Source organism: Acidobacteriota bacterium (assembly GCA_018001935.1).
Classification (GTDB): domain Bacteria; phylum Acidobacteriota; class JAAYUB01; order JAAYUB01; family JAAYUB01; genus JAGNHB01.
The window spans coordinates 117,276-138,167 of record JAGNHB010000004.1; the positions used below are offsets into that span (position 1 = coordinate 117,276).

Annotated in this window: 16 protein-coding genes; 7 read left to right on the forward strand and 9 right to left on the reverse strand. The window is 67.7% G+C overall.

Translation table 11 applies throughout. The features are described 5' to 3' along the window. A partial coding sequence (locus tag KA419_03045; protein ID MBP7864901.1) for a hypothetical protein occupies window positions 1-364 on the reverse strand: 364 nt, incomplete at its 3' end. Window positions 365-546: 182 nt separating this feature from the next. On the opposite strand from KA419_03045, the gene htpG reads away from it, so the two are divergent. Continuing rightward, window positions 547-2,442 carry a molecular chaperone HtpG gene (htpG, locus tag KA419_03050; GenBank protein ID MBP7864902.1) on the forward strand — a complete coding sequence of 632 codons (1,896 nt, stop codon included), beginning with the start codon at window positions 547-549 and terminating at the stop codon, window positions 2,440-2,442. Between the two features lie 38 nt (window positions 2,443-2,480). Next, the gene (locus KA419_03055) at window positions 2,481-4,022 is read left to right on the forward strand and encodes a hypothetical protein (protein ID MBP7864903.1); all 1,542 of its coding nucleotides are present in this window, start codon (window positions 2,481-2,483) and stop codon (window positions 4,020-4,022) included. 244 nt (window positions 4,023-4,266) lie between these two features. Here KA419_03055 and KA419_03060 read toward each other — a convergent pair whose 3' ends face one another. Together KA419_03060 and KA419_03065 are read right to left on the reverse strand one after the other, a co-directional pair. Next, a complete protein-coding gene (locus KA419_03060) occupies window positions 4,267-4,692 on the reverse strand; it encodes a HEPN domain-containing protein (GenBank protein ID MBP7864904.1) in 426 nt (141 codons plus the stop codon). Further along, window positions 4,689-5,030: a nucleotidyltransferase domain-containing protein gene (locus KA419_03065; protein ID MBP7864905.1), complete on the reverse strand. Its 342-nt coding sequence runs from the start codon at window positions 5,028-5,030 to the stop codon at window positions 4,689-4,691. Before KA419_03065 ends, KA419_03060 begins: the two co-directional genes overlap by 4 nt. Window positions 5,031-5,263: 233 nt before the next feature. On the opposite strand from KA419_03065, the gene KA419_03070 reads away from it, so the two are divergent. The 3 genes from KA419_03070 to KA419_03080 all read left to right on the forward strand — a co-directional run bounded on the left by KA419_03070 (window position 5,264) and on the right by KA419_03080 (window position 8,504). Continuing rightward, on the forward strand, window positions 5,264-5,653 hold the full coding sequence (locus tag KA419_03070; GenBank protein MBP7864906.1) for a hypothetical protein: 390 nt from the start codon (window positions 5,264-5,266) through the stop codon (window positions 5,651-5,653). 122 nt (window positions 5,654-5,775) lie between these two features. Beyond that, a complete protein-coding gene (locus KA419_03075; protein MBP7864907.1) occupies window positions 5,776-7,326 on the forward strand; it encodes an aspartate aminotransferase family protein in 1,551 nt (516 codons plus the stop codon). 5 nt (window positions 7,327-7,331) lie between these two features. Continuing rightward, entirely contained in the window at window positions 7,332-8,504 is a 1,173-nt protein-coding gene (locus KA419_03080; GenBank protein MBP7864908.1) for a hypothetical protein, read from the forward strand. 76 nt (window positions 8,505-8,580) lie between these two features. On the opposite strand, the gene KA419_03085 is transcribed toward KA419_03080, so the two are convergent. The 5 genes from KA419_03085 to KA419_03105 form a co-directional block, all read right to left on the reverse strand. Next, window positions 8,581-8,940 carry a DUF3795 domain-containing protein gene (locus KA419_03085; protein ID MBP7864909.1) on the reverse strand — a complete coding sequence of 120 codons (360 nt, stop codon included), beginning with the start codon at window positions 8,938-8,940 and terminating at the stop codon, window positions 8,581-8,583. Window positions 8,941-9,214: 274 nt separating this feature from the next. Further along, the gene (locus tag KA419_03090; protein ID MBP7864910.1) at window positions 9,215-10,288 is read right to left on the reverse strand and encodes a branched-chain amino acid aminotransferase; all 1,074 of its coding nucleotides are present in this window, start codon (window positions 10,286-10,288) and stop codon (window positions 9,215-9,217) included. Between the two features lie 161 nt (window positions 10,289-10,449). Continuing rightward, a complete protein-coding gene (locus KA419_03095; protein ID MBP7864911.1) occupies window positions 10,450-11,619 on the reverse strand; it encodes a phosphopentomutase in 1,170 nt (389 codons plus the stop codon). Window positions 11,620-11,629: 10 nt separating this feature from the next. Then, window positions 11,630-12,154: a hypothetical protein gene (locus KA419_03100; GenBank protein MBP7864912.1), complete on the reverse strand. Its 525-nt coding sequence runs from the start codon at window positions 12,152-12,154 to the stop codon at window positions 11,630-11,632. 156 nt (window positions 12,155-12,310) lie between these two features. After that, window positions 12,311-15,652, reverse strand: a complete 3,342-nt coding sequence (locus KA419_03105) for a PD40 domain-containing protein (GenBank protein ID MBP7864913.1) — start codon at window positions 15,650-15,652, stop codon at window positions 12,311-12,313. Window positions 15,653-16,019: 367 nt separating this feature from the next. On the opposite strand from KA419_03105, the gene KA419_03110 reads away from it, so the two are divergent. Continuing rightward, the gene (locus KA419_03110) at window positions 16,020-17,084 is read left to right on the forward strand and encodes a class I SAM-dependent methyltransferase (GenBank protein ID MBP7864914.1); all 1,065 of its coding nucleotides are present in this window, start codon (window positions 16,020-16,022) and stop codon (window positions 17,082-17,084) included. A 54-nt stretch (window positions 17,085-17,138) separates the two neighbouring features. Next, window positions 17,139-19,346 (forward strand): TRIC cation channel family protein, encoded by a 2,208-nt coding sequence (locus KA419_03115; GenBank protein MBP7864915.1) that lies wholly within the window; start codon window positions 17,139-17,141, stop codon window positions 19,344-19,346. A gap of 106 nt (window positions 19,347-19,452) precedes the next feature. On the opposite strand, the gene KA419_03120 is transcribed toward KA419_03115, so the two are convergent. Beyond that, window positions 19,453-20,880, reverse strand: a complete 1,428-nt coding sequence (locus KA419_03120) for a tetratricopeptide repeat protein (protein ID MBP7864916.1) — start codon at window positions 20,878-20,880, stop codon at window positions 19,453-19,455. Window positions 20,881-20,892: the final 12 nt, after the last annotated feature.

Genomic DNA, 20,892 nt, shown 5'->3' on the forward strand with positions numbered 1-20,892 from the left:
GACCTCCTGCCGGGAGGTCCCCTGAACCGGCAGAGGCGCAGCGACCTCCTGCCGGGAGGTCCCCTGAACCGGCAGAGGCGCAGCGACCTCCTGCCGGGAGGTCCCCTGTATTGGCAGTGGTGTGGCGACGTCCCTCCGGGAGGTCCCTGAATTTCTCTCTCGCCGTCTCCCACGGGTCCCGGTACCACACGAACACGATGCCGAAAACCATGAGGATGACCGCCGTGGTCATGATGCCGTAGAAGGCCAGGAGGTGGGGCGAGTCCAGGCAGAACAGGACCTTCCCCGCCAGCAGCGTGATCAGGGTCAGGTTGATGACGAGGATGACGGTCCGGGTCGTGCTTTTGAGGTCCTGCAGCGTCAAGGTTGCCCCCGTAAAATGCCGTTTCCGTTTTTAATCCAAACGCGACGTTTTTGCAAGTTCAAAAGCCCGTGGACGGGATTTCCGGCTTGACAAGGCTTCGTCTTTTTGTGGACAATCGCCGCTCCGCGCCCCTTTCGCGGAAAACCGGCAACCGCCGGAGAAAAAAGCACAAAGGAGGACTCATGTCGACGGAGAAACTCGCATTCAGAGCGGAGGTCAACCAGCTCCTCAACCTGGTGATCAACTCCTTGTACTCCCACAAGGAGATCTTTCTGAGAGAGCTGATATCCAACGCCTCGGACGCTTTGGACAAGGCCCGGTTCGAGTCCCTCACCCGCCCCGAGATCCTCGAGGGCGGCGGGGAGTGGAAGATCGCCCTGGCCGCGGACAAAACGCTCGGGACCCTCACGGTCAGCGACAACGGCATCGGTATGAACCGGGAGGAGATCGTCCGTGAGCTGGGCACCATCGCCCACTCCGGGACCCTGGAGTACCTGAAGGCCATGCGGGAGAAGGCCGCCTCCACCGACCTCATCGGCCAGTTCGGGGTGGGCTTCTACGCCGCGTTCATGGTGGCCGACAAGGTCACGGTCTACTCCCGCAGGGCCGGGGCGCCCGCCGGGGAAGCCGTGCGCTGGGAGTCCACCGCCGACGGCACCTTCAGCGTGGAGGACGTGGAAAAACCCGGCCGCGGCACCGACGTCATCCTGCACCTCAAGGACGACGCGAAGCAGTACCTGGAGGAGTGGGAGGTCCGGGAGCTGGTCCGCAAGTATTCCGACTTCATCGAGCACCCGGTGACCCTGGCCGTGGAGCGCGAGGAAGACAGCGCCCTGGAGAAGGACAAGAAGGTCAAGGTGCTCAGGGAGGAGACCCTGAACTCCCGAAAGGCCCTCTGGCTCCGGGACAAGTCCGAGATCAAGCCCGAGGAGTACCACGAGTTCTACCGCCACCTCACCCGGGACGTCGAGGACCCGGTCCGGGTGATCCACTACCGGGCGGAGGGGACCTCGGAGTTCGCCGCGCTCCTCTTCCTCCCGGCCCGGCACCCCTTCGACCTCTTCTTCCGCGAGGAGAAGTACGGGCCGACCCTCTATGTCAAGCGGGTCCAGATCATGCCCCACTGCGAGGAACTCCTGCCGCGCTGGCTGCGCTTCGTCAAGGGCGTCGTCGACTCGTCGGACCTGCCGCTGAACGTCTCCCGCGAGATCCTCCAGAACAACCGGAAGGTGGACGTCATCCACCGGAACCTGACGAAGAAGGTCCTGGAAACCCTCGACGACTTCAAGCAGAATGATTACGAAAAGTACGTGAAGTTCCACGAGGAGTTCGGGCGGGTCCTCAAGGAGGGGGCGCACCTGGACTACGAGCGGCGGGAGGCCGTGGCGAACCTTCTCCTGTTCCGCTCCACCCGGACCGCCGACGGGGAGTACACCACCCTGGCCGATTACGTGTCCCGGATGAAGGAGGACCAGAAGGACATCCACTACCTCGTGGCGGAGAACCTCGAGGAGGCCCGGCGGTCGCCCCACCTGGAAGCTTTCGCCAGGAAGGGGGAGGAGGTGCTTCTCCTCACCGACGAGATCGACGACATCGTCTTCAACCACTTCGTATACAAGGAGAAGACGTTCCGGCCCGTCAACCGGGGCGATGCCGCCCTCGACGCGTCGGCGGAAGCGGAGCGGGAGAAGGCCCGGGAGAAGTACGCCGAACTCCTGGGATTCATCCGGGAATCGCTCCGGGAGCTGGTGAAGGACGTCCGGCTCTCCGCCCGCCTCACCGACTCCCCCTGCTGCCTGGTGGGCGAGGAGGGCGGGCTCGACCCCGCCACGGAGCGGATGTTCCGCCTCATGGGCCGGGACGTCCCGCCGGTGCGCCGCATCTTCGAGATCAACCCCTCCCACCCCGTGACCGCGGCACTGGACGGGATGCTCAAGGGGGAGGGCGACCGCGAGCGGCTGGCGGGCTACGTCCGGTTCCTCCACGACCAGGCCCTGGTGGTGGAGGGTGACCGCCCGAAAGACCCCGGCGCCCTGCTGAGGCTGGCGGGGGACCTGGTGGTGAAGGCGGCTCAGTGAGCGGCGCGGCGGCCTGAAGCGGCACGCAGGAGGGCGATGTGGAGTACGGGGCCCTGGCCTTGATCCCGGCGGCGGTCACCATCGTGGTGGCCCTGGTCTGGCACCGGGTGGCCACGGCCCTGTTCTGCGGGATCGTGGCCGGGGCCCTCACCGCCTCCGGGGGCTCCCCGGCAAAGGCATTCGAACTCTTCCGACAGGCCCTCACCGCCTCCTTCACCGACCTGGACCGCCTGAAGATCGTCCTCTTCGTCCTGCTGGTGGGGGGGCTCCTGGAGGTCCTGTCCGCCAGCGGGGCCTACGCCGTCTTCGCCCGGGACATCGGGTGGCGGCTCGACACGCCCTTCAAGGCCCGGACCGCGGTCTGGGGCCTCGGGATGTGCCTTTTCTTCGACGATTACGCCAACGTTCTCATCACGGGCGGCTCCATGCGCGGCATCACGGAGCGCCACCGGATCTCGCCGGCCTTCCTGGCCTACACCGTGGACGTCACCGCCATCCTGGCCAGCGTGATGCTGGTGTCCACCTGGTCGGCCTACGAGGGCTCGGTGATGCTGGACGCCGCCCGCACCGTCAAGGTGGAGGGGAGTCTCTCCGGGCTCTTCATGAGTTCCATCCCCTATCACTTCTATACCTTCCTGGCCATCCTCCTGGCCCTGCTGGCAGCCCTCACCGGCCGGTGGATCGGCGCCCGCCTGGACCGGGCCCACGTCCCTCAGGTTTGGGCCCATCACCTGGAGTCCCCCCGCGCGACGGCCGCCAACGTCCTGGCGCCCATCCTGACCCTGCTCGGGGTGGCCCTCGTCGGGCTGTTCGCGGCCGGGGCCTGGGCCCTTCACCGGCGGGGCGAGCCCCTGACCCTCCAGGGGGTCTTCGCCGCGGCCCCGGTGGTGGACGTCCTCATCTCCGCTGCCCTGGCCGCGACGGCCCTGGGCGTGGCGATGACCCTGCGACGCCGGGCCCTTGCCCCGAAACCCCTGGCCAGGGCCTTCGGGCGCGGGGTGCGCGGGCTTGGGGCGGTCTGCATGGTGATCCTGCTGGCCAAGGGCTTCTCCGTGGTCTCCGAAGCGCTGGGGGCGGGCCCCTACATTGCGAACGCCCTCCTGGCCCACGTGGCGCCGGCCCTGCTGCCCGTGACGGTCTTCGTCCTGGCCCTGCTGGTGACGGTGGCCACGGGCTTCTCGTGGAGTTCCATGGCGGTGGTCATGCCGCTGGCCTACCAGGCGGCCGCCGCGGACCCGACCCGGCTGGCCGCCCTGGTGCCCGTCCTCTCCGCCGCCGTCATCACGGGCGCCGTGGCGGGCGAGCACGTCATCCCCTTCTCGGAGAAGGCGGTCATGTCAGCGGCCGCGTGCAAGATAACCCCCGTTTATCACGTGAAAACCATGCTCCCCCAAGCGGTCCTGGCCATCCTGGCCGCCGCGACCGCCTTCGTGCTGCTGGGGATCGGCGCGCCCGTCCTCTGGGCCTATGCCGCCGGCGGCGCCCTGGTCCTGACCGGTCACTTCGCCCTCGCCATCCCCCCGCGCCACCCGGAACTTATCCCGTCCCCGGGAGCACGCCCCGCCGCCACCGCGCCCTGAGGGGATTGCGCCCTCTCTGTGCCTCAAGGGGCGATTTGTCGAGGCCGAGGCCCGAAAGGCCGGCCCGGGCGCGCTCTCCGGAATCGGCCGGTCTCTGGCCCCTTGCCAGAGCCACTGAGCTTCGAATCTCCCGGTTTTTCGCTTGACTTTCACCCCTTGACCGGCAAATTTCCCCCATACTCACGAATCAGCGAAAATCCGATTTCCTGTCCGTATCCGTCTACCCGCATCCGTGACAGGAATCTCACGGTTTAATGGACAACCCTGGAACGAGCCGCGCCTTGATTTTTTCAAGGGTATCCAGGAATGCGCCGGCGATCTGGAGGGAGTCCGCAGCGTCCGCAGCGTCCACGGACTCGAAATCGCCATAGTCCACGTCGGTCCGGCGGGAGAGCAGCGTCTTGAACTGCTTGATGGCGGAGACCGGGAGCAGCCCCGGCTTGACGAAGCGCAGGCTCAGCAGGGTCACGACGCCCTCGTGCCGCTCGGGGTCGGCCCCCTCGAGGATCAGGACGGCCCGGGCGGCGCTGAGCGCGGCGTAGTAACTCCGGTTGACGGAGGTCTTCACACGATGCTGTTCGTGGTTGAACCGCGCGTCATCCAGGAATTCCCTTGCCCGCTGGAAACGGGCCTCGCACAAGCTCAGTTTTTCCTCGGGGGACAGGGTCATAATCTCACTCCTTCGGTGGTAATCCGCTGATAAAACGGCGAGTGAAGTCTCTCTTCCTCTTGAAAGCCCAGCAAGTCTTTTACGACCGGAGAAAAAGAAAGCCCGCAGTCGGTTTCCACATCGACAATGATGCCGATCACCTCTCGCTCCACCTCGGGGGTCTTAGCTCTCACTACCACCAGGAGGTCGAAATCGGACTCCTCGGAATGGTCCTTTCTCACCCGCGACCCGAAGGCGACGACTGAAATCAACCCCTCTCCCAGGAGGATTTCCAACTGTTTGCGAATGCGTTCAAGAGCCCGCAGCTCATGATCGAACATGATGCGCAACCTCTTCATTTAACATATCTCATTTCCGGGGTTCCGACAATCCCTTTATTCCCCCCCTCCACCGGCCTCCCGGCGGGCCGCTCGGGTGATGGCGTTACAGATCCATCGGCCGGTCTCTCACCCCTTGCCAAGGCCACTGCGCTTCGACTCTCTCGGGTTTTCGTTTGACTTTCATCCCTTGACCGGCTGATTTCCGCACCGCCGAGTTCTTCATCAAGTCCGACCCGAAGGACCCCCGGATCGTGGAGGTCTCGAAGCGGGGCCGGGAGTGCTTCCGGAAGGGGGCCGCCCTGGCGTCTCACCCGATCCTTCCCGTGGAAATCCCGTTCGAGGGCACCACCTTGCCGGGCTACCTCTGCCTCGTCGACCGCTCCGGGGCGAAGCGCCCCCTGCTCGTGGTGGACTCCGCGGAGGACAAGGACCTGCCGGGCCAGGCACCGAAACTCCACGAGGCGCTGAAATGCCCGAAGACCTTCCTCCTGTTCACGAAGGAGGAGGGGGCGGAGGAGCACTGCCAGATGGGGGCCCTCCTGATCTCCAACGCGAAGATCCTGGACTGGCTCGACACCGTCCTGAAACCCGCCGGCCCCGTCAGGCGGCCCGTGAAAACCGGGGGCGGGTCAAAGCCGTGAACCGGCTCCGAACCGCAAGGGCTGGGGGACACCCCCTCCTCGTGATAAAATAGCCTTGTCCTGTCAATCCGCACTACCGGATTCAGGCAGGAGAATACCATCGTCCGGTGATGATGCGACACATGAAGGATTCTCCAAAGCCGCCCACCTCACCGCCGGTCGAATCGTCCCTCGACCCCGACGACTGGGACCGCTTCCGCACGCTGGCCCACGCCGTTTTAGACGACGCGGTCGATCTCCTCCGCACGGTCCGGGACCGTCCCGTCTGGCGGCCCGTCCCCCTTCCGGTCCAGGCGGCGCTGCGGGAACCCCTGCCGATGGACCCCCTCGACCTCGGGGACGTCTACCGACAGTTCAGGGAGCGGATCCTCCCCTTCCCGAGCGGCAACATCCATCCGCGGTTCTTCGGCTATGTCCAGGGGACGGGCCTGGCCGGCGGCCTGCTCGCGGAACTCCTGGCGGCCACCCTGAACTCCAACTGCGGCGGGCGCGACCATGCCGCGCTCTATGTCGAACGGGCCGTCGTCGGCTGGTGCAAAACGCTCTTTCGCTTTCCGGAAACCGCTTCCGGCCTGCTCGTCAGCGGCACCACCCTGGCCAACCTGACGGCCCTCAGGGTGGCCTCGGGGGCCCGGGTCCCGCAGGGCGCCGGCACCCGTTCGGGCCCAACCGGGAAATGGCTCGTCTACACGTCGGAGCAGGCCCACAACTCCATCGACAAATCCCTGGAGATGCTGGGTTTCCGGCCAGACTCCCTCCGGAAGGTCCCGGTCGATCCCCTTTTCCGGATGGACCTCCGGCAGCTTCACCGGATGGTAGCCGACGACCGTCGCTCGGGCTGCAAGCCCTTCTGCGTGATCGGGACCGCCGGGACGGTCAACACCGGCGGCATCGACGACCTCGCGTCCCTGGCCGGCTTCTGCGCGGACAACGACCTCTGGTTTCACGTCGACGGGGCCTTCGGGGCGCTCCTGGTGCTCAGCGAGAACCTGCGGTCCCGGGTGGAGGGGATCGAGCGGGCCGATTCCCTCGCCTTCGACTTTCACAAGTGGATGCACGTGCCCTACGATGCCGGCTGCGTCCTGGTGCGGGACGGGGAGGCCCAGCGGAAGACCTTTTCCAGGCCGGCGCCCTACCTCCTGCGCGGGAAGCGCGGGCTTTCGGGCGGAGGGGAGTGGCCCTGCGACCTCGGCCTCGAGATGTCGCGGGGTTTCCGGGCCCTGAAGGTCTGGTTCGCCTTCAAGGAGCACGGCTGCCGCAGGCTGGGGGAATCGGTCGAACAGAACTGCCGCCAGGCCGCCTACCTGGCCGGGCTGATCAACCGGACCCCCGAACTCGAGCTTCTCGCCGAGCCCACGCTCAACATCGTCTGCTTCCGCTTTCGCGGCGCGGCCGGGGGTCACCCCGACCTCGACCGGTTGAACGAAGCGATCGTGGCCGAACTCCAGGAATCCGGCCTGGCGGCCCCGTCCACCACCCGCGTGCGCGGGGTCGCGGTGGTCCGCGTCAGCCTCACCAACCACCGTTGCCGTTGCGAGGACCTCGACCTGCTCGTCGACGCCGTCGTGTCCGTCGGAAGGAAACTCCGGGGCCCCGCCGAATTTCCCGAAGCGTTGGACCCGGGGGACGCGTCCTCGGCGAAAGGCGCTTCGAACGCGCTCCCGGAGAGGTGAATGCCATGAGAGTCAGCCAATTCACTCATGACGGGTGTCGGGCAGCCTGCCGAGTCGACTCCTCGCTGGGTGACCGGACCCTCTTCGTGGAAAGCGGAGAGGGGGAACTGCCGAACCCCGGTGTGGCCGACTGGGCGCTCTGTGCCTTGCTGTTGCCCCCCATGGCCCTGCACGAGGACCTTTCTCTCGCGTTCCCCGTGTCCAGGCGGCTCGCCGAAAATCTCGAGGTCATCCAGGACATCCTGCTCGCCTGGGTCCCCCATACCTGTCGAAGCGGCCTGGAATTCCCGGTGATCGACGATCCCCGTCCGGCACCGGGAACGTCCCTCTTCTTCTCCGGGGGGCTCGACGCCGTCTACAGCCTGGTGAAGAACCGGTCGAAGATCGACGGTCTCGTGCTGGTTCACGGTTTCGACATCCCCGCCGCTGAAAGCGAAGCCTTCTCGAAATGCCGCGAAAGCCTGAAAGCGGATGCGGCCGGTTTCGGGCTGGACCTCCGGTCGATCCGGACGAATTCCCGCGAAATCAGCGACGACGCCGTTCACTGGATCTGGCAGCACGGTGCGGCGTTGGCCTCGGTGGCCCACGTCCTTGGACCCTCGACGGTCTACATCGCCTCCACGCATGCCTACCGGGACCTTCATCCCCTCGGGTCGCACCCTCTGCTGGACCCCTTGTGGTCGAGCGCCTCGGTGCGGCTGGTCCACGACGGGGCGGAGGCGAACCGGGTCGGAAAGGCCCGGATGATCGCACGGCAATCCCCGGGGTCCCTGCGGCGGCTGCGGGTCTGCCTGGCCTGGGAACACGGGGGATACAACTGCGGTCAGTGCGAGAAGTGCCTGCAGACCATGCTTTGCCTGCAGGCCGCCGGCGCACTGGACCGGTGCGAAACCCTGCCGCAACGGATCGACCCGGAGTCGGTGCGCAAGGTCGGGGTCAACCCGTTCACGAAGTGGCACTGGAAGTACCTTCCGGGTGAAATCGGCGACCCCGTTTTGGACGAGGCTGTCCGGGAAGTGCTTCGGAAAGCCCGTCCGGGACAGGACTCCCCTCCCGCCGCCCCCCCCGGCGAGGTCCCGGAACGCCCGAAGGGTCTGTACCGCGAACTGAAGGACAAAATGCACTGGAGGCCCGCCAAGCCGAAGTCCCCGCCTTCGGGTGACGGTCCGGCCGGCTGATGTCCCTCCCGGGAACACGATCCGCTCAAGTGAGAGAAGAAGTGCCGGCCCGCCGGTTCGACAGGCCGGCGCCGTTTCAGGCCTGACCCGGGGTCGCCCGGAGGGCCTCCAGTTTTTCGCGGAGGCACTCCGCCTTGGCCAGGAAACCCGAGAGGGTCTCACAGGACGCGTAGTCGGGGCAATGGGCGCAGGTGGGTTGCTTCCGTTCCATCGCGCAGGCCCGCAGGGGGCACATGCCGGTGTAGCCCCCCTTGCGGCAGCCGGACGTCCGGCACCCGTCGCAGTCGATGGCCGCAAGCGGGATGTCCGGCGAGAACTCCTTCCGCCACTGCTCCAGGACCTTGAGCTTGAGGGCCTCGTCCCCGGTCTGGGTGGCCTTCCAGGCGTCGCAGGCGCCGCAGTCGATCCCGCACGGTGCAATCATCTCGGACAACATGATGTTCCCTCCTCGATAAGATGTTCAGCCTTCGGCTGACCTTCCGAGGATAGGTGAAAATTTGGTGAAAATCAAGGCAAAAATCACCGGGGACTTCCAAACCCCGGGATGTCCCGCCCGGCCCGGTCACCCTGAAACAACCCCCGCCCCCGGGGGTTCAACCGGTAAGGACGCCGGGCGGGACGCGAAAAGCCCGGCAGGAGGAGGAAATCATGAAAAAACCCGCCGCATGGCGGGTTTTTTTTCATGATCGTCCGGTTGGCGCACGGAACGGTTACGGCATGGGTATGCGAAGGGTCCAGCCGAAGGGATCGTCCTTCTCACCGTACTGGATAGCCTGGAGTTCCGCGTAAAGCGTCTTGGCGACCTCGCCCACCTGGGCCCCCGACACGGTGAACGTCTTCCCCTTGAAGGTGATGGAGCCCACCGGGGCGATGCTGGCGGCCGTCCCGGACCCGAAGATCTCCGTGACGCGCCCCGCGTCGATCCCCTCGGACAGTTCGGAGATGGAGACCTTCCGCTCCTCGACCTTCATGCCGAGGTGTTGGGCCAGCTGCAGGACGGACTTGCGGGTGATGCCGTGCAGGATGGAGCCGTCCAGCTTGGGGGTGGTCACCACGCCGTCGATGACGAAGAAGATGTTCATGGCGCCCACTTCCTCGACGTACTGGTGCTCCTTCGCGTCGAGCCAGAGGACCTCGCTGTAGCCGTGGTCCTTGGCCAGCTTCTGGGCGTAGAGGCTGGCGGCGTAGTTGGCGCCGGTCTTGGCCTCGCCCATCCCGCCCTGGGCGGCGCGGACGTGCACGTCGGTCACGAAGAGGTGGATGGGTTTGAAGCCTTCCTTGAAGTACGGCCCCACCGGCGACAGGATGATGAAGAAGAGGTATTCGGCGGAGGGTCGCACGCCCAGCCCCACCTCCGTGGCGATCATGGTGGGCCGGATGTACAGGGCGGATCCGCGCGTGCGCGGGAGCCAACGGCTCTCCAGGGTGACGAGTTTCGTGATGGCTTCCAGCATCTCCGCCTCGTCGAGCACCGGCATGCACAGGCGCTCGGCCGAGCGGTTGAACCGCTTCACGTTCTCCTCGGGGCGGAAGAAGATGATCTGCCCGTCATGGCCGGCGAAGGCCTTCGCCCCCTCGAAGATCTCCTGCCCGTAGTGGAACACGAGGGTGGCGGGGTCGAGCGCGAGGGGCCGGTAGGGGCCGATGGCGGGGTGCTGCCACCCCAGGCCCCGCTTGTACTCCATCGTGAACATCCGGTCGGTGAAGACGCGGCCGAAGCCCAGTTCGTCGGGGTTCGTGAACAGGGGCTTCTCTTGGGTCAACGGAAGGATGCTGATGTCCATGTCGTCTCTCCTGAAGAAAGTTGAATCAGACAGGGTCGAATTCTACCAGAAAAAACCGGCCCCGGAACAAGGTTTTCTCGGGTCCCGGGGCGTTTTTCGTCACCGGGTGCGCACCGGCAAACCGCCCCCGGAGGGTGGCCGGGTTTTTCGGACCGCCGGGGTCAGGGCCGCAGTTCCGCCAGGAAAGACGTGCCGAAGGGGAGCCGCAGCCCGAAAGCCTCCGCGACGGTCTGCCCGACATCGGCCATGGAGGCGCGCAGGCCCAGGTCGGCGCCCTTTCGCGCCCCTTTCGCCAGGGCGAGGATGGGGACGTACTCCCGGGTGTGGTCGGTGGACACGTCCGACGGGTCGCAGCCGTGGTCGGCCGTCAGGATCAGGCAGTCGCCGTCGCGCAGCGCCTCGATCCAGCCGGGGAGGGCGTCGTCCAGTTCCTTCAGCGCGGCGCCGTAACCCGCGGCGTCGTTCCGGTGGCCGTAGAGCATGTCGAAGTCCACCAGGTTCACGAAGACGAGGTCCCCCTGGCCGGAGCGGATCAGCTCCCCGGTTTTCGCGATGCCCTCGGCATTCCCCTTGGTGGGGATTTCCACGCCCGCGTGGCAGTGGTCGAAGATGGAGCCGATCTTGCCCACGCTGATCACCTTCCGACCCGCCGCTTCCATCAGGGACAGCAGGTTCGGCTCCGGCGGCGGCACGGCGTAGTCCCGCCGGTTGGCGGTCCGGGTGAAGGCGCCGGGCTTGCCCACGAAGGGGCGCGCGATGATGCGGGCCACGCAGTGGGGGCCCTGCATCATCCGGCGGGAGATCTCGCAGATCTCGTACAAGCGGGGCAGCGGGATGACCTCCTCGTGGGCGGCGATCTGGAAGACGCTGTCGGCCGAGGTGTAGACGATGGGGTGGCCGGTCCGGACATGCTCCTCGCCCAGGTCCTTGATGATCTCGGTCCCGGAGGCGGGGTAGTTGCCCAGCAGTTTCAGGCCCGTCCGCTGCTCGAACCCGGCCACGATCTCCGGCGGGAAGCCGTCGGGGTAAACCGGGAAGGGCGTCGCCGTCAGGATGCCCATCAACTCCCAGTGCCCGACCGTGGTGTCCTTGCCCTCGGAGGCGATGGCGGCCTTGCCGTGGCAGGCCAGGGGTTCGGGGACGGGCGGGTGTCCCGGGATCTCGGTGAGGTTGCCAATCCCCAGGCGGTGGAAATTCGGAAGGTGGACGCCCGAGTCGCGCACCGCGTGGGCGAAGGTGTGGGTGCCGGCATCGCCCCATTTCGCGGCGTCGGGCATAGCGCCCACGCCGGCCGAATCGACGACGACGAGGATGAACCGTTCCAGTTTCATGTTTTTTCTCCTACCTGGCGGCCTGGAGCAGCGCGTCGAGCTTGGCCGCGAGCCCCTGGAGCCGGTCGATGAGTGCCTTGTCGGACGAGAAGGCCGTGATCTTGGCGTAGACGGTCCCCCGGTGGAAGGACACGCTGTTGGAGGTGCGCTTCGCCTTGACCCCGATCTTCAGGCCCGCGGTGGGTGCGCCGGCTTCCTTCGTGAAGATCCCGGCGGCCCCCTGGGCGGTGTCCATGCCGAAGAGGTCCACGGTGAAGGATTTGCCCGGCAGGTCCGCGAACGCGAACTCGCCCGTGGCCGCCCGCCGATAGCCGAACTGGAGGTAGGTGTCAACGGCGCCGTCCACGTAGTCGGCCAGGTTGTCCCGGCCGTAGAGCTGCACGGGTTCCACGGCCTTGAGGGACTGGGTCTTCTGGAGCGCCGCGAGCCGGGCCGCCAGGTCCGCCGCCGGCGAGGCCGGGGGCGCCGGGTGAACCACCCCGGAGGATACAAACCCCAGGATGAGGATCAAAACAAGCAGCCAGTCTTTTCTCATTAAAATTCTCCTTGCCGGGAGTCGCCGCAAAGCCCCTGCAAATCCCGGAACGGCAATCCAGTCCAAATATGCCACAAAGAACGCAAAGAGTTCAAAGATTATTCCATGGCCTTTGTTCTCTTTGCGTTCTATGTGGCCAGGCGGTCCGGTCGAAACCTATCGGCTCTTGTCCGGGTAGGGAGGCGGCGGCACCGGGCGGACCGGGTAGCTCTTCAGGTCCTCCAGGACCACCGCGATGGCCCGGTCGAGCTGCTCGTCCACGCCGTCGTACTCCTTCGCCGGGTCGTTGTCCACCACGATGTCGGGCTGGACCCCGGCGCCTTCCATGATCCACTCCTTCCCTTCCAGGTCGTATCGGGAGAACTCCGGGCGGTTCAGGAAGCCCCCGTCCAGGAGCGGCAGGGAGCCCCGGATGCCCACGACGCCCCCCCAGGTGCGCGTCCCGACGATCTTCCCCAGGCCGTACTTGCGGAAGCGGTACCCGACGATGTCGCCGTCGGACATGGACAGCTCGTTCACCAGGAGGACCTTGGGCCCCATGACCATCCCTCCGGGGTTGAGGTTCACCGCCGCGTTGCGGGCCACGTCGAACATGATGGGGTCCCGGCGCAGCCGCTCGACGATCTGGAACGACACGTTGCCGCCGCCGTTGCCCCGGACGTCCACGACGAGGGCCTCCTTGCGCAGCTGCGGGTAGAACATCTTCGCGAACTGGTTCAGCCCCTCGGGGCCCATGTCCGGCACGTGGAGGTAGCCCACCCGCCCGTTCGTGGCCTTGTCCACTTTCTCCACGTTCTCCCGGACCCAGTTGTAGTAGTAAAGCTCCTTCTCGTCCTCCACCGGGACGACCCGGACGTCCCGGGCGCCGTCGTCGGACGGCTTCCCGTTGACCCGCAGGGTGACCTGGCGGCCGACTTTGCCCACCAGCAGCTCGTAGACGTTGGCGACGCTGCGGGTGGGGACCCCGTCCACCGCCAGGATGAAATCCCCGGCCTGCACGTTGACGCCGATCTCGGTGAGGGGGGAGCGCAGGCGGCGTTCCCAGTTCTGGCCGCGGAGGACCATCGACACCTTCCAGAACCCGGAGGGGTCGCGGTCGAGCACGGCCCCCAGGCGGCCCACGGGGACCCGCTTCACCGCCGGCTGGTCGCCGCCACCCACGTAGGCGTGGCCCGCGTTGAGCTCGCCGATCAGCTCGCCGATGAGGTAGGTGAGGTCGGCCCGGTGGTTGACCCAGGGGAGGAGGCGGGCGTAGCGGTCCCGCAGGGCGGGCCAGTCCACGCCGTGCATGTTGGGCGCGTAGAAGAAGTCGCGCATCTGTCGCCAGCACTCCCGGTAGATCTGGTCCCACTCCGCCCGGCGGTCGAGGGTCACCTGGAGCCCGGAAAGGTCGAGGCGCTCCTTCACCTCCGCCCGGCCGGAAGGCAAATCGACGATGGCGTAGGCGTTGTCGGCGAACAGCATCATCTTCCGGCCGTCCGCGCTGATCTCGTACGCCGCGCACTCGGCGACTTCCGTCTCCTTGAGCTTCTCCAGGTCGTAGACGAAGAGACGGGGCTTGTCGTCACCCCGCCCGGCCCGCTGGTAGTAGAGCCGGCCGGCCCTCGCGCTGAGGTTGCCGTAGTTGGAGGCGGGGAGCGGCAGGGCAGCGATCCGCTCCGTCAACCCCGCTTCGTCCACCTTGACGACGGGCAGCCCCGCGGCCGGCTTCTCGCCGTCGGCCTCTTCGGAGGGGGCACCCGCCTCGGCCGCCCCGTTCGCCTTCGGGGGCTTCTCCGCGGCGGGGGGCTCGGCGCCGGGCTCCCGGAACGCGACCTCGTCGCTCTTGGGCGCCAGGAAGGACGGGGCCTGCGCGTCCAGGGTCACGAAGAAGATCCCGGACATGTCCAGGTAGACGTGGTTGAACTCCGTGCGCCCGTAGGTGGGCCGGAAGCTGCGGTCGGAGACGAAGAACAGGTACTTCCCGCACCCGGAAAAAGCCGGGCCCCGGGAGGAGAACCAGCCGTCGGTGACGGGGAACTTGCGGGCCGACTCGAGAGAGTAGAGCCAGATCACGCTCTGGGACTTCTCCTCGGGGCGGGTCCAGGACACCCACTTCCCGTCGGGGGACCAGGTGAAGTCGGTGATCTCGAAGGCCGTGGCCTGGTCCACCAGGGTGACCTGGCGGGTGTCGACGTCCACGAACTGGAGGCGCTGCTTCCGGTCGGCCCAGAGCAGTTTCTTCCCGTCGGGGGACCACCGGGGGCCGTACTTGTAAACGTCGCCGCCGGAGGTGACGGCCACGGGCTCCCCGCCGCCGTCCTGGGCCAGGACGTAGATCTCGTCCTCGCCGGAGCGGTCGGAAAGGAAGGCGATCCGGCGGCCGTCGGGCGACCACTCGGCGTCACGGTCGTGGACGCCGGGCGTCCGGGTGAGGTTCCGGGTCGGCCCGTGCTTCGCCGGGACGGTGAAGACGTCCCCCCGAGCGCAGAAGACGGCCCGGTTGCCGTCGGGGGCGACACCGAAGCCGGCGACCCGGTCGGCGACGCTCACCAGGCCGCCGCGCCCCGTGTCGAAGTCGTCGAGGATGCGGACGGGGACCTTGCGCGCCTTCTCCGTGGCCAGGTCCAGCAGGTAGAGTTCACCGCCGTTCTCGAAAGCGATGGCCCGGTCCCCCAGCGAGGGGAACTTGACGTCGTAGTCCCGGAAGTCGGTCAGCTTGCGGGTCGCGCGGGTGTCCAGGTCGCAGACGTAGAGGTTCATGCGCCGGAGCTCGTCCCGGTCGGAGAGGAAGTAGACCTTGTTGCCGCTCCACATCGGGATGATGTCCTGGGCGGCGTTGGCGGTGAGGTTGACCGTCTTGCGGGTGGCGAAGTCGTGGATCCAGACGTCGTCCGCCTGACCGCCGCGGTAGCGCTTCCACGTCCTGAATTCCCGGAACACCCGGTTGTAGGCCAATTTGCCACCGTCCGGCGAGTAGGAGCAGAAGCCGCCCCGGGGCAGCGGGACCCGGGTGACGGGGCCGCCGCCGGCGCCCACCAGGCAGAGCCGGCCCACCATGTCGTTCCACTCCTCGGCCCGGGCGCGGAAGACGATGGTGTCGTTGTCCTTCCAGCCCATGACGATGTTGTTGGGGCCCAGGCGGTCCGACACGTCGTCGCGCCCCAGGACGGGGGACCAGGTGAGCCGCGTCGGGACGCCCCCTTCCGCGGGAATCACGTAGACCTCCGTGCTGCCGTCGTACTGGGCGGTGAAGGCGATGCTGCGGCCGTCCGGGGAGAACCGGGCGAACATCTCGTAACCCGGGTCCGTGGTGAGCTTGCGGGCCGTGCCGCCCGCGGCGGGGACGGCGTAGAGGTCCCCGGCGTAGGTGAAGACCACCCTGTCGCCGTGGACGGCGGGGAAGCGCAGCAGCCGGGTCTCGCCGGCGGTCGCGGGGTCCGCGGGGGGCGCGGCCGTGACGGCGCCGAGGAGAAGGGCGCCCAGGGACAGGGCCAGGAGCAGGGTTCGCGTTCGCATCGTTCCTCCCGTGTTTCGGTTGATCGGCCCGCGGGGGTCCCCCGGGCCCGAATGCCACATTTTACGCCCGGACCGCTCATTTGTTCACCCCCATCGTGCACCCGGGCCGGATCAGCTTCCGCCCCCGAGGCCGCCCCACCGGCGGGCCCAGAAGAAACCACTAATTTCACTGATCTTCACTAATCACTCGCCGGGCGCGAAGGGCTCCCGACGTTTTTTCGCCTGCTTTGAGAGGCCTGGCGGCTTGGCGACAGCGTGAGGCCCGTCCGTGCGGTCTCATCTTTGGGTCAGGAGATCCAGTTGAACGCTTGACTCCGGCGGAAGGCAGGTGGACAATCAGCTTTAGATTAATGACGGAGGCGTGGTCATGCTGTTCTTGACGGGCCGGGAAATCGAAGCGTGGAACCGGTGGGGACGCGAAGCAGTGGAGGGGAGCCTGGCGCCCGGCGAGGTGCCCCCCGGCGTGCGGGCCCCGCTGCGCCCCGTCTTCTGCTTCTTCGCGGGCACGATGCTCACCGCCCGCGGACAGCGCGACGCCGGCCGGGGCTGGCTGCTCGCGGGCACCCGGGAGGAGACGGCGGGGCTCATGACCAACGCCCTGGTGACGGCCTTCCTGGAGCGGCACGGCGGCCGGCTGGTCAAGCCCGCCGTGGTCTTCGCGGACCCGGCCCCCTACCTCCACTTCATCGGGGTCCCGCCCATGCAGAGGGCCCGGGAGCAGTTCCGGGCCTTCGCCGCCCGCTCCCTGCCCCGTTTCGACCACCCGCTGCACTTCCTGGACATCGGATGCGGCGACGGCGACCTCACCGTCACCGTCCTTCGGCGACTCCAGATGGAGGGGAACGCGGCGTCCGTCGGGGAGGTGGCCCTGGTGGACTCGTCCAAGGCCATGCTGGACATGGCCGAGGGCAAGGTGCGCGAGGCCTTCCCGGGGTGTTCCGTCCGGACCTTCCACGACCGGATCCAGAACGTGGCCGGGCAGGTGGGCGAGGGCTACGACGTGGCCGTCTGCTCGCTGTCCTACCACCACATGCCGAGGGAAACCAAGCTGGCTCACCTGGGGGAACTCTCGGGGCGCCTCGACCACCTGCTCCTCTTCGAACTCGGCGCCGACAACGACACGCCGGAGATGCACTCGCCGGAACTGGCGATGGCGGTCTACCAGTCCTACGGGCGGATCATCGACTTCATCTTCGCCCACGACACCGACATCCGCACGGCCCAGGAGAGCGTGGACTGCTTCCTCATGGTGGAGGCGGTCTCCTTCCTCACCCAGCCGCGCGGGGAGCGCTCCGACTACCACATGCTCCGCGGGCAGTGGCACGAGGCCTTCCAAATGGGCCTGGGCCCGGCCTACCGATGCCTCGGCGACACCACCTGCCACGCCGACGAGCACCTCGACCTCTTCGCCCTGCACTACGGCCGGGGGTGATCCCGGCCGCGTATCCTTGCGCGGCCGCATCAAGCTTAGCGCCAAGGGGAGGACATGAAGACAAGCACGGCGTCGTTCCGTTCAAGGGGAAGGGGCGTCCTCCCCTCGTCGGCGGCGGGGACCCGGCCCCTTCCCGGGCGCCGGCCGGTCGTCTTCCTGGCTCTGTATCTCCTCTTCGCCGCCACGGGGTGGGCCTCCGCCTACGACTCCTCCACCCGGACACTGCGCTGCGGCTGGTACCCGTGGGACCCCTACCAGTTCCTCGACCCCGAGGCCGAGCTTCCCCTCCTCACCGGCCTGGACGTGAAGCTCGTGCGCGCCGTCTTCCGGGACGCCGGCTACACCGTGGACTTCGGCGAGGAGGTCAGCTGGGCGCGGCACCAGGCCGACATCCGGGACGGGGCCCGCGACATCGCCGCCGGCACCTTCATGACCCCGGAGCGGGCCGCGTACGCCTGGTTTTCGAAACCCTACCGGACGGAGACCGACGTCCTCTACGTCCGCCCCGGCGAGGCCGGGCGGCTTCCCGCCGCCACGACGGGCGAACTGCTCCGCCGGATGAGCGCCCGGCGTTTCCGGATCGGCATCGTGGACGGCTACAACTATGGCCCCGAAGTGATGGCCTGGATCGCGGACCCGGCCAACCGGGGGCTCGTCTTCCCCACCGGCAACGATTACGACAACCTGGTCCGGCTCCTGGACAACCGGATCGACGGCTTCCTGGCCGACCGTCTCGCGGGAGCCACCCTGGCGTGGCGGAAGGACCTGCAGTCGCGTCTCGAGGAGCACCCGGTCCCGGTCTTCCACGGGGAACTCCGGGTGATGTTCAGCAAGCGGACGATGAGCGTGCGGGACGTTGAGGCCTTCAACCGGAGCCTCGACCGGCTCCGGGACTCCGGGGCCTACCACCAGATCGTCCGGGAGTACCTCTTCCCGGTTCTCCTGGCCATGACGGTTCACCGGCCCTGGTTCTTCGTCCTCGACATCCTCGGCACCCTCGCTTTCGCCGTCTCCGGCGTCCTGCTCGCGCGCCGGGAGCGCTACGACATCTTCGGGGCCTTCGTCCTGGCCGCCCTCCCGGCCGTCGGGGGAGGGGTCCTGCGGGACCTCCTGACCGATCGCAACCCCCTCGGCGTCATGCGCGACCCTGTTTACCTGCTCGCCATCCTCGGCGTGGTGGTCACCGGCGCGCTCTGCTACCGGCTGTGGGACCGGGCCCAGGCCCGAAAGCCGGATCAGGCCGCCCCCCTGGCCGCCGGGACGAAGCGGCGTCACCGGTCCCCCCGTTTTGCCCGGAACCTGTTCCTGGTTTGCGACGCGTTGGGACTGGCCGCCTTCACGGTCGTCGGCGTCGTGGTGGCCGTCGAGACCCGGTGCCACCCCCTGTGGCTGTGGGGCCCCATCCTGGCGACCCTGACCGGCGCGGGGGGCGGGATCATCCGGGACGTGGTCCGGGCCGACTCCAACAACCCGAGCCTGAAGGGGTCCATTTACCCCGAGATCTCGGTGGCCTGGGGGCTGGCGTTCTCCCTCTTCCTGATCTGGGAAACGTCCCGGCTGAAACTGCCGGAAGTCCTGGCCGGCGTCATCGTCACCCTGTCGGGCGTCCTGCTCACCCGCTGGCTGGTTGTGAGGTGGGGCGTCCGAAGCCTGTTCATGTACGACCGCCGCCGCTATGCCCCCTCCGTCGCCCTGGACCGGGTCGCGGCCCTGCAGTCCGCCTGGCTGGCCTCGCTGCCCGCGCTGCTCGAGGGCTCACGGGAGACGCGGCCCGCCGGGGGCTTCGACCTGGAGGCGGTCTTCAATTCGTGCCTCGCCTGGGAAGACGACGCCCGGTCCCAGTTGACGGACCTGGCCGCCGAACAGCTTCCCGAGGACAACCTGAAGACAAAAATCCTCCTGGAGAAACGGCAGTGGCGGCTGTCCGCGCTCCAGGCCGACCTGCGCGAGTTCACCGCCTGCACGGCCTTCCCCCGGGGAGAAGGGCCGGCGGCGGCCTTCTTCGTCAACCTGGCGGAAGCCCTCGACGCGATCTGCCGGGTCGCCGCGGATGCGCTCGGGAAACCGGGGGGGGAGGACGCCGCCATCCTGCGCCAGGTCACGGACGAGCCGGCCGGAACGCTGGCGAAGCTTCGCCGCGAGTACCTCGCCTCCATGACCGGCACGGACCCCGAAACCCTCCGGGCCGTCCTGCACGGGATCGGCCTGTTCGAGCGCTGCGTCGGCCACCTGCAGGCTCTGGGCCGGACCCTCGGGGAGTGAGCCGCGCTCCGGCGCCGGCGGGGCCCCCGCCCGGGGGAGCGCCTTTCCGCCGGCAGCTTCGAGAGCGGTGCTCCGGCGGTCACCGCGCCGCACCCCGAACCGGCCGTCAAGGAGCCGCCAGTTGGCGGATCATGGCCCTGGCGTTCTCGTTGGACGGGTCGAGTTCCAGGGATTTGCGGTAGGCGGTCAGCGCCTCGCCGGGTCGCCCGTTCGCCAGGCACATCTGGCCCCGGCGATCGTGGACGCGCCAGCTGCCGGGGAAGCTCGCCACGTTCAGCCCGGACACGGCATCCGCGGCCTCGAGATACCCGTTCAGGAAGAGAATTTCCACCAAGGAGTGGAGCGAAGCTTCGTCGAAGATCAGCTTGGGGTCCTTTCCCTCCTGGAGTTTCCGGTAGGTCCTCACGGCCGCGTCGGTCCCGGACGCCCGGCAGGCCTCGAGGATCTCCCGGGCTGGGAAGCGCTGGAACTGACCCCAGACGCGGGCCACGTTCGCCTCGTGCTCCTCCCGGACCCAGTCGGCCCCCTGGTTTTTCCAGACCGGGAGGTCCGTGAGCCAGGCGAACCGTCCTTCCAGACGCAGCTCCCGCTGCAGCGGTTCGAGGCCGGTCCCCTGTTTCGCCGCCATCTCCGCGGCCGCCCACAGCTCGCCCAGGTAGCGGCGGCGGGCCTTGATCTCCGCCAGAGGCCAGGGCCCTGAGCTTACCACCAGGTTCGTGATCGTCCCCTCCTCGGCGAGGATCCCGTCCAGCACCGCCAGGAGGCGGGCAATCCCGAGGTCCTGCCAGGGGTGGGTGTTCAGGTAGGGCAGCAGGTGCTGATCGTGGAAGAGGAACTTGCCGAAAACGACCAACCCGATCTCCGGGATGCGGGCGACCAGGCCGGGCGTCCCGCGGGCTGCGGCACCGGCGTCGACGAGCAGGAGGGTCATATCGCCAAGGTCGATGGACAGCCGTTCGGTGAAGGTGGTGGTCGGAAGGATCAGCTCGTACCCTTCGGAGAGGTCGTCGGCCATGCCCCGGCAGAACGCCATCCATGCCCGCTCCCGACGCTCGCCGTCGGACCCCGGGGCCGATTCGGACATGCGCCGGCGTGCACTCTCCTCTTTCAGACGCCACATGTCCACCAGGGGCTTGAGGTAGAGGTCGATCCGGCCCTTCTGCCGGGCCAGAACCTCCCCGCACTCCCGGAGGGCCAGGATCCGGGCGTCCGGGTAAACCGAACCACCTCCCGTCAAATCCAGCCGCCCGTGGGTCAGAACCACCAGGGTGACGTCCTTCCGGCCGAACTCCGTCTCGATCCGTTCCCGGAAACGCTTCGCCACCCGCGGGCACCAGAGGGAATCGAAGATGATCAGGCCTTTCTTTGCATTGACGGCCACTTGCTGCCCGAGCGCCCCGTCGCTGACGAGGATCGCCTTCTCACCGAGCCGGGTCACGCGCAGCGGGGTGTCCCCACCGCCCTGCGCCGCGGCGAGGGGCACCCCGACGAAGAGCACCGCCGCCCGGAGGATCCCCGACATTTTAACGATCATGGCCTTACCCTC

What these genes read in the sequence shown, in the direction of transcription:
- htpG (MBP7864902.1), top strand. Translation starts at nt 547, where the DNA reads ATGTCGACGGAGAAACTCGCATTCAGAGCGGAGGTCAACCAGCTCCTC.
- KA419_03060 (MBP7864904.1), bottom strand. Translation starts at nt 4,692, where the DNA reads ATGACCCTGTCCCCCGAGGAAAAACTGAGCTTGTGCGAGGCCCGTTTC.
- KA419_03065 (MBP7864905.1), bottom strand. Translation starts at nt 5,030, where the DNA reads ATGAAGAGGTTGCGCATCATGTTCGATCATGAGCTGCGGGCTCTTGAA.
- KA419_03075 (MBP7864907.1), top strand. Translation starts at nt 5,776, where the DNA reads ATGAAGGATTCTCCAAAGCCGCCCACCTCACCGCCGGTCGAATCGTCC.
- KA419_03080 (MBP7864908.1), top strand. Translation starts at nt 7,332, where the DNA reads ATGAGAGTCAGCCAATTCACTCATGACGGGTGTCGGGCAGCCTGCCGA.
- KA419_03085 (MBP7864909.1), bottom strand. Translation starts at nt 8,940, where the DNA reads ATGTTGTCCGAGATGATTGCACCGTGCGGGATCGACTGCGGCGCCTGC.
- KA419_03090 (MBP7864910.1), bottom strand. Translation starts at nt 10,288, where the DNA reads ATGGACATCAGCATCCTTCCGTTGACCCAAGAGAAGCCCCTGTTCACG.
- KA419_03095 (MBP7864911.1), bottom strand. Translation starts at nt 11,619, where the DNA reads ATGAAACTGGAACGGTTCATCCTCGTCGTCGTCGATTCGGCCGGCGTG.
- KA419_03100 (MBP7864912.1), bottom strand. Translation starts at nt 12,154, where the DNA reads ATGAGAAAAGACTGGCTGCTTGTTTTGATCCTCATCCTGGGGTTTGTA.
- KA419_03105 (MBP7864913.1), bottom strand. Translation starts at nt 15,652, where the DNA reads ATGCGAACGCGAACCCTGCTCCTGGCCCTGTCCCTGGGCGCCCTTCTC.
- KA419_03110 (MBP7864914.1), top strand. Translation starts at nt 16,020, where the DNA reads ATGCTGTTCTTGACGGGCCGGGAAATCGAAGCGTGGAACCGGTGGGGA.
- KA419_03115 (MBP7864915.1), top strand. Translation starts at nt 17,139, where the DNA reads ATGAAGACAAGCACGGCGTCGTTCCGTTCAAGGGGAAGGGGCGTCCTC.
- KA419_03120 (MBP7864916.1), bottom strand. Translation starts at nt 20,880, where the DNA reads ATGATCGTTAAAATGTCGGGGATCCTCCGGGCGGCGGTGCTCTTCGTC.